The sequence below is a fragment of the Pseudomonas sp. NPDC087639 genome, from assembly GCF_044743385.1.
GTDB lineage: Bacteria > Pseudomonadota > Gammaproteobacteria > Pseudomonadales > Pseudomonadaceae > Aquipseudomonas.
This window is the reverse complement of the sequence record NZ_JBIUWI010000121.1, coordinates 1-7,060: the sequence shown is the minus strand read 5'-3', so window position 1 is coordinate 7,060 and position 7,060 is coordinate 1. Positions and strand designations below refer to the sequence as shown.

General features: G+C 52.7%; 4 protein-coding genes and 2 pseudogenes. 2 read left to right on the top strand and 4 right to left on the bottom strand.

Annotated elements, in window-relative coordinates; genetic code table 11:
* Positions 1 to 363, top strand: a pseudogene (locus ACIOVB_RS26620) (LLM class flavin-dependent oxidoreductase); the annotation flags it as partial.
* 272 nt (positions 364 to 635) lie between these two features.
* On the opposite strand, the gene ACIOVB_RS26615 reads toward ACIOVB_RS26620, so the two are convergent.
* The 4 genes from ACIOVB_RS26615 to ACIOVB_RS26600 form a co-directional block, all read right to left on the bottom strand.
* Positions 636 to 971 carry a hypothetical protein gene (locus tag ACIOVB_RS26615; protein WP_401272172.1) on the bottom strand — a complete coding sequence of 112 codons (336 nt, stop codon included), beginning with the start codon at positions 969 to 971 and terminating at the stop codon, positions 636 to 638.
* A gap of 183 nt (positions 972 to 1,154) precedes the next feature.
* Entirely contained in the window at positions 1,155 to 1,565 is a 411-nt protein-coding gene (locus ACIOVB_RS26610) for a hypothetical protein (protein WP_401272171.1), read from the bottom strand.
* A 512-nt stretch (positions 1,566 to 2,077) separates the two neighbouring features.
* Positions 2,078 to 2,611: a hypothetical protein gene (locus ACIOVB_RS26605; RefSeq protein WP_401272170.1), complete on the bottom strand. Its 534-nt coding sequence runs from the start codon at positions 2,609 to 2,611 to the stop codon at positions 2,078 to 2,080.
* Entirely contained in the window at positions 2,608 to 6,417 is a 3,810-nt protein-coding gene (locus ACIOVB_RS26600; RefSeq protein WP_401272173.1) for a DUF637 domain-containing protein, read from the bottom strand. The genes ACIOVB_RS26605 and ACIOVB_RS26600 overlap by 4 nt, the downstream gene beginning before the upstream one ends.
* A 518-nt stretch (positions 6,418 to 6,935) precedes the next feature.
* On the opposite strand from ACIOVB_RS26600, the pseudogene ACIOVB_RS26595 reads away from it, so the two are divergent.
* Positions 6,936 to 7,060: pseudogene (locus ACIOVB_RS26595) on the top strand (LLM class flavin-dependent oxidoreductase); the annotation flags it as partial.

Here is a 7,060-nt window from a genome sequence, read left to right as displayed (position 1 = left end):
GTGCTGCGCCATACCCACGTTCACACCGCTGATAATCCGGACGGCTGGAAAGTTGGCGCGAAAGCGATCTCACGCTTCTATCGCACCTTCGATGCATGGTTTGGGAACAAGGAGACACCGGTCAACGGCTTCCTCGCCCCGAGCCCGGAAGAGAAGTTTGCCGGGCGTCCGGAGTTTGAGCTGGAAAGCCTGCACAAGACGGCGATGATTGGTACGCCGGAAGAGATCATTCCGCGGATCAAGTACTACCAGGAACTGGGGGTGGATGAGTTCAGCTTCTGGTGCGATAACAGCTTGCCGCATGAGGAGAAGAAGAAGTCGCTGGAGTTGTTTATCAGGGATGTGGTGCCGGCGTTTCGCTAAATGCCTTACTGATTGAACACGGCACATAAAAACGCCCCGACAGTGTTCGGGGCGTTTTAGTTTTGAGTCGGCTCTTCGTCCCAGAAGTTGCCGGGAGGTGCGTATTGTCCATTTCGTAAAACAGCACACCAACCAAAGCTTCGGTAGAACATTTCAAGATCAATGATCTCGTAAAGGTCTTGGCCAATTTTTCTCAATATGATCAAGCTATTGGCATAGTGAGTATACGGACCACCCGCCCCGGCGATCAGTCTACCTGACTTCAGAAATCGTTAAATAATGTCCAACAGCTGCAAGTCCGACTTGACCTGACGGGCATCTTGATCAGACAACTGCGACATAAGAAACTCCAATCCATGCGCATCAATAATCTTCTTTATATCCGCAGAAGCAATATCGAAAGCAACCTCGGGCTCCCTTCCTGCCGAGAGCACAAGCCCTGCAGTTTGGAGCATAAGATTTTCTACTGGATTAACAAAACTTTCTTCCATCTCATTTAACGCATAGCCGACTTCAAGTTCCCCTTCAACCCAAGAAAATCCGGTCTTTTTATTCCGCCTGATTTTATTCCGACAGTAAACAGGATAGTAGTAAAACATCCGCTGCATGATCTCATTATAACTTATAGTAACCGGCACAATCAGCCCTCAACACCGCACAACCGCCACCAATAAATCCCACTGCTACTGCCCTACAAACGCCCAGCAAACTCAATGGAATCCACGAACACTCATAAACCATCAATCCTATTATTTGAGTATCGCAACTTCAACGTCGTGCCATCTCTATTACTACACGTCTCTTACCCCGTCCACAAGACACTTGTATTTTTCATAAACCGAATCACGGGAAAGCACAGCATCATCCACGTCATATAAAATACAGGACCAAGCTTTCGCAAAACTCAAAAAAACCTCCAAGTACATTAATTTCGCATGTTCAGTATGATCCAGGTTAACCTCAATCATTATCTGCGGAGTACCCCCCAAGGCATCCTGCCACTCTTGCTGATCTTCGGCATCATAAAACTTGTCTAGTAAATCTTTTGAGTGCCAGGCCAACCATATGCTTGAATCACCTTCATCAACGCTGCCCCGAAAAGGCATACCGGAACTCACGAACCCACCCTGTGCCAGGATGACTTCTTTAAAATCTTCTACGCTCAACTTTTCTGATGAAATGATCATCGCTGATAACGACATAATTATGATGCCCCGCCCCCATCCCCACCCACTCCACTTAACCTTAAATCAGACTTATGTGGCCGGCTTAAAATCATCAATCATCTTATTCCGCTCAATCAGCAGAGACGCTACAAAACCGGGATCAAACTCCATTTGTGCGGGAAGTCCCCCAGGGCCTGTACCCATTTATCCCATTTTCTTTCTATTCATTCTCAATAAGCCCACTGGGTTTTATCAGGATACTCGCCTTTTACGAAGAGCCGAGCGAGCTTCATACCCGCTCTTCCCGACCATTTTCCGCTTACATCCAACGGGCATTCCTTTATGATGCTTATAGTTTCCGAATCTGCCCCCATTTATCCCTCATTTACCCCCCCTTTATAAAAATCCATCACTTCAACCCTAAGCTATCCAGAACCGACTGATGAGCACTTCCCTCAAAGGCTTTGTATCATTTACCTTATTGGGAAAACAGGTTCCATTCGGGGATCCCTCAGGGTCTGACCCATTTATCTCTCTTTAATTTAAGACTAATAGCGAATCCACTCCCCTGTAGAAATTAATTCCGGACTATCTGGATCAACCAAATAAAGCCACTCTGGGTCATGCCCTACGGTTCCAACCAAAACACCTAACACATTTGGGTTTGCGGGCGTTGACGTATAGTGCACAGCACCAATATAGCTTCCCACACCATGTGCGCTTTTTAATTGGAAGCGTAAGGAACCATCAGAGTTATAAATCGCAGCATTATTTGGACAGTTAAAAAACCAAGGAAATTCAGACATGCCAAATTTTGATGGCACCTCATTGAAAACGACCAAAACCCCTGTTCTATCAGCAAGAATATAAGGCATCTCACTGACCGGAATACGTAGTTCAACGCCGTTTTCAAAGGCCAAATATCGCTCAAAACGTACGACGGCGTGCTTTTGCGCATACAGCATTATATTTTTAGTATCTTCGAAACTGGTACATGTCCCGTCCCAGCTGACAAACTCCTCGAAAAGCAGTCCATCATCGAATTCCCATTTTGTTCTAATTTCACTAATCAACTGACTCACTGCAACGACCTCACCGACCCCAAGTTAACCTCATACAACTCTGGATTAGTTCGGGGGGACTTATCCATAAAGTTCACTTGATGTCCACCACCAGGCAAGCGAGCTTCGTTCTTCGCATCCCACATATCACCAACAGTTCCTTCCCGAATTCCGACACCTGGTTTCACCGTAAATTCGACTTGGAATAATGGACCCTGTTTGAACTCTTCAGAAACTGCAAGTTTATTTCGAACGTCTGCCACAGATTTTATAGGAGTTTCCGTGGCCCAACCTCCAAGAAGGGAGGACGGATTCTTGCCTTGAGCGACCGCCTCCTGCATCCGATCATATTGTAGTTTGTTTATAGTCATCGTCATTATGCGCGGCTGATCCACTACCCTATCCGTCACCATTGTCCCCTCCATCCAAGCCGGACGCTGTGTTCCCCAGAATGGAAGATCAATTCCGTCGTCCTGCTGACTCAAGAGGCGATCATTCGCTACCTTCTCACCATCAACACGCGGAAGACCATCACGATCCGTTACCTGTCCAGCGTTGATATTTTCCGCACGATGCTCTTTCCCCGGGACAAAGTCACGCTGGGCAGACAACCCAAAACCCTCTGCATCGCGAGTAGCATTGAATTCAACTTTATCGACTTCCGAGGTGCTGCCAGGGAGACTCCCTCCCTTCTTGCCACCTGAAGTCAACAGCAGCTCCCCACTTCCTTCCAGGTATTTTCCGGCGCCCTTCAGCAGTGCAATTTCCATTGCCGTCTTAGCGGCTTCCGTTCCGTAGTCGCGAAGCGGGTTCACGTCACCGGGGTAGGTCGCGCTGCTAAAAGAGTCGAGTACTTTGCTTCCCTGGGTGTAGTCATAGGGCGCAAACAACTGCCCCGTGGCCTGCCACCCATCAGCGAACGATGCTGCACCTCCCAGCCCGGACAACGCCGGAATCGCGCATCCAACAGCGGTGACACAAGCCGGGCTTGACGCTATGGCGCCTCCAAACCCTGCGGCAGCCCCTATGGCGCCCAGTACCGCTCGACTGGCATTTGCCGACTGCCGGAGGTCCTTGTCGTTGCGCAACAAGTCGTCGTTGACCTGGTCCCACTTAGAATACTCGTCGAAGGCCCCGGTAGCGAAAAGCGTACTTTGTGCATCCTTGAAACCTTTCCCATCCGCCTCCAATGCTTTGATGAATTTGTAATTCGGATCATCGGGGGGTACCGAGTCACTGCAATGAACCAAGGCACAAGCCGCTGCTTTAAATTCATAGGCTTTATCAGGGTTCTCTTTTTGCAGCTTCTCCAGTGCCAAGGTTTCTTTTTGATGAAGCTGGCGGTTGTATTCGTCGGCCATCAAGGCAACCCACGATGCTTTGTTGACATCTCCGCCCGCCAACCCAGCGGCGGTCAAACCGACGATTTGGGAAAATGCCTGGCGTAATTCAGGTTGGGTATCGAAGGTGGAGTTGAGAACGCTAGCCATTGCCTGGCTGGCACCAGCAGCGATTGCGCCAGTTTTGAAATCTCCACCAGTGGCACTCGAAATCGCTCCCCCCATCAACGCATGCATCGCAGTGCGAGCAACGCCCCCCTCGGCCCAAATAGCCATGCCGGTTGTATCACCTGCATTCTTTGCTGCTTGCCAGTGATCCTGAGCGAACCCCCCGACAAAGTTGAACGCTGTAGCGGCTGCGACATTGCCGGCTTGGGAAACGAGCCCTTCCTTCAGGTTCTCGCTGTAACTGCCTCCGCCAATTACGGTTTTTATGGCTCCCCCTGCGAGCCCCTGCGCTCCCGCATGGACGGCGAAACCACCGATGCCTTGGAGGGTATTTAAGTCAAATCCTTTTGTAAGGTTGTTAAACGGTACCGTGTGGCCGCCGAGTTGCGGGTCGATCACACCCTTTGTGAAGCCGGCCGTGACACCCGCAATCGCCGAATTTTTCAGACTGTCCTTACTAAATGTGTCCTTGGCGACGGCTCCCAGATTACCTTTGTTATTGATCGTGCTGACGGCCGCAGTACTGGCCATGGACGTCAATACGGCAGAGGCCATCACGTTCCCCAACCCCGCGGCGACTGTTGAGCCGACCGCAGCCCCGCCAGCCACTGCCGACGCGGATGCCGTACCCGCTGCCGCCATGGCAGTCCCTGATCCCGCCGTCGCACCGGCGACGCTTCCCACCGCCGCACTTGCGGCTCCGGCCGTTAGCACGGTGACGATAATAATGATCACCAACATCGCGCCCTGACCAAGGCTCGAACTGCTGTACTTGAACGACTCGTGGGTTTCCTTGATCAGTTTCCAGTCCACATCACCGCGCTTCTCGGCTTCTTTCAGCCACGCCAGTTGTGGATCTGCCTGCACCATTACATCAATGGTCTGGCTGATCGATTTCTGGTTGATCTGTTTGATATCGATGTTCAGGCCATCAACCGCATTGATCACCAATTGCCCTTTGGCCAGCAACTGGGTTTGTCGCAAGGTCTCATCGGTTTTGCCTTTACCCGACATCGAGTTCCAGGACAGGCTGGTATTACTTTTTGTGTGGCTCTCTTGATGCAGGTCCTTCACGCCCTCGAACGTGACGGCCCCACCACTGCTGATAACCAGATCGTTTCCGCTATCGAGTTTGGCTGCCTGGTAATGCTGATCGCCGCCACTGGCGAGCAGCATGCTGCCGCCAGAGGTGATTTCGCTGCTGATGTTTTTCACATCAGTGACTTCATCATGCTTGGTTTTCTTTTTGCCGAAGCTACCCTTCTTCTTCATGTCATAAAGCGAGTAGTCGGTATCCTGCGCAGCCAGGATATCGAGACGGTCGCCTGCCACCAGATAGGCTTCATCGCCAGCGGTGACGCGACTGGAAACCACGGCTAGGTTTTGCCCCGCGGCCAGCGACACGTCGCCACCTGCCGTAATACCGGACATGATCTGACTGACATGATCTTCCTGGCGAGTCACTTTTTTGCTCTTGGACAGCGAGTGCTCTTCGTCAGCCGCCGAGCTGATGGTCAGATTCTCCGTCGCAGACATCGCAACATCGCGTTTGGCATCGATGTCACTGGCGATGACGTTGATGTCACGTTTGGCGTCAGCCTTGAAATCACGTCCGGCATCGATATCGGCCCCCAACTGAGTGACATCGCTGCGGTTGTGCTTGGCGTCTTGGTACACGCTGTTGCTGACTTGTACGGACGAGACGTTGACGTCGCGACCGGCATTCAATGTCATGTCTCGGCCGCTTTGCATGGCGCCGCCGACAATGTTGATGTCTTGACCTGCTTTAACGGTCAGGTCATTGGTGGCTTCGATCCGTGCTGCGTTGTCGGCATAGTCATGATGCAACGTGGCATATCGGGAGCTGTTGTCGGACGAGGTGATGGTTCGTTCGTTGATCACATCGCCAGTACGCGTGGTCAGCGTCACATCGCGTCCGGCGATGATGCCGCCCGCCTTGTTGACGATGTTGTTGGTTGCCAACAGATCGAGACGATTACCCGCTTCGATCGAACCGCTATTGACCAGATCCTTGCCTGCCGTCGCCAACAGGTTATTGGTCGCTTTCAACGTGCCGACGTTATCGAGGTTTTCACCAGCAATCAGCGTCACGTCGTTACCGGCAATCAACGCCCCGGTCGGGCCGAGACGGCCGTTGGCCTGGGCCAGATAGACCACCGGCACCAGCACCTTTTCGCCATTCACTTCGTGCTCTTCGAGCCAGACGATGTCGTGGGTCAGCGCGGCCACTTGCTGCGCGCTGAGGCCGACGCCGACCGAAAGGTTGAGCGCGTCCTTGCTGGCGATGGCGTTGTTCATCAGGAACTTGAACATGCCCTCGTTAGAGGTTTGGCCGTCGAGGAAGGCCTGGCCGGTGCGAGCGGTCACGGCTTGCTGGATCAGGCGCTGTTCGTAGAGGCCATCGCCCAAACGTTTGGCGCTCTGGTCGGGGTTGTAGCCGAGTTTTTCCAGCAGGTAATCGGAGCTCATGAACGACTTGAAGTCGGTGAGCACCGGGTTGGTTTCGATCAGGTATTTGTGTGGGTTCGAGGGCGCCGTGGTGTCTGGCAGGCCAGTGACACGAGTGACCGGACGGGTGTCGATCGACTCTTTCATGTCGTTGCCGCGGTTGGGCTTGCCCGTGCCTGCAGAACTTTCCGGCACTTTGACATCGACCGAACTGGCAACTGCCTGAACCATGCTCGGGGTACGGTGGAATGTATCCACGGCGCGGGTGCTATCGGAGACGGGCGCAGGGGTAGCGATGGACAGACTTCGCGGCCTACCGGTGGTCGCGCCGACAAGGTGGTCCTGGGCATTCAGCGCCGATTTCTGGGCACCCGCTGCGCGTCGCCGGTGAATGCGCGTTGCTCGACGTGATCAGCAACGGCCGCATGGAAGTCGGTCTGGCACGCGGCGCTTATCAAGTTGAATTCGATCGCATGGCCGGCGGCATGCCAGC